Here is a 701-nt window from a genome sequence, read left to right on the forward strand (position 1 = left end):
CGCCACCTGATCGACGGAAAAGGGTCTCAGAGCAGCGCTTACACCGGACTGGGCAACGAGCTTATGCGCAATTCCACGGCCTCGTGGGAGCGCGATCACGACTGGTATCAGGAACAGCATTAACCGAAAGGCCAGTCATATGGCCCTAGTCGCAGGGCGCTGCCCTGCACCCGGCATGGGGCAGTCGCCCCCTGCACCCCCTGCGCCTGGGCTAGGTATCTGGCGGACAGTCATCCTCGGGCGGGGCGCGGGGCGAAGATCGCCGAAGCGGTCGCTCGGTCGAGCGGAATATCGTCGCAGGCGACGCCCCTTTCGGATGCTCGCTGGCAGGTAAATTCCACTTCCCCACCGGATCCAGCCCCAGGTCGCGGCAGATCTCGCGGATGAGCTGTTCCGCCGGCCGGTCGCCGATATCCTCCAGCGCATCCAACGAATCCAACCGCTCCCGCAACGCCTCGGTCAGCCGCTCGGCCTCCCCGGCATCCGCGTTGCGCGCAATGGCATCCTGCACGGCACGGCCAATCTGCCGCCGCGCCATCGCCTGCCGGTCATCGACACGAATGGGCCGCGCCCACCCCGTCTCCAGCCGCTCGGCCAACAACACCGTCCGCCGAATGGCACGCGACACCTGGCCAAACGCCGCCGCGACGATCGCGGTCCGCCCCACGAAATCCCGCCGGGCCTCCGCCGCCGCCGCCGCC

1 protein-coding gene is annotated in these 701 nt (G+C 68.5%); it reads right to left on the reverse strand.

Annotated features, from left to right (window positions below; all coding sequences use genetic code 11):
- Positions 1-211 precede the first annotated feature (211 nt).
- Positions 212-701: hypothetical protein (locus GSQ76_RS30745; RefSeq protein ID WP_216851379.1), on the reverse strand; the 490-nt coding region annotated here is incomplete at its 5' end.

This window comes from Acidisphaera sp. L21, from assembly GCF_009765685.1.
Lineage (GTDB): Bacteria > Pseudomonadota > Alphaproteobacteria > Acetobacterales > Acetobacteraceae > LMUY01.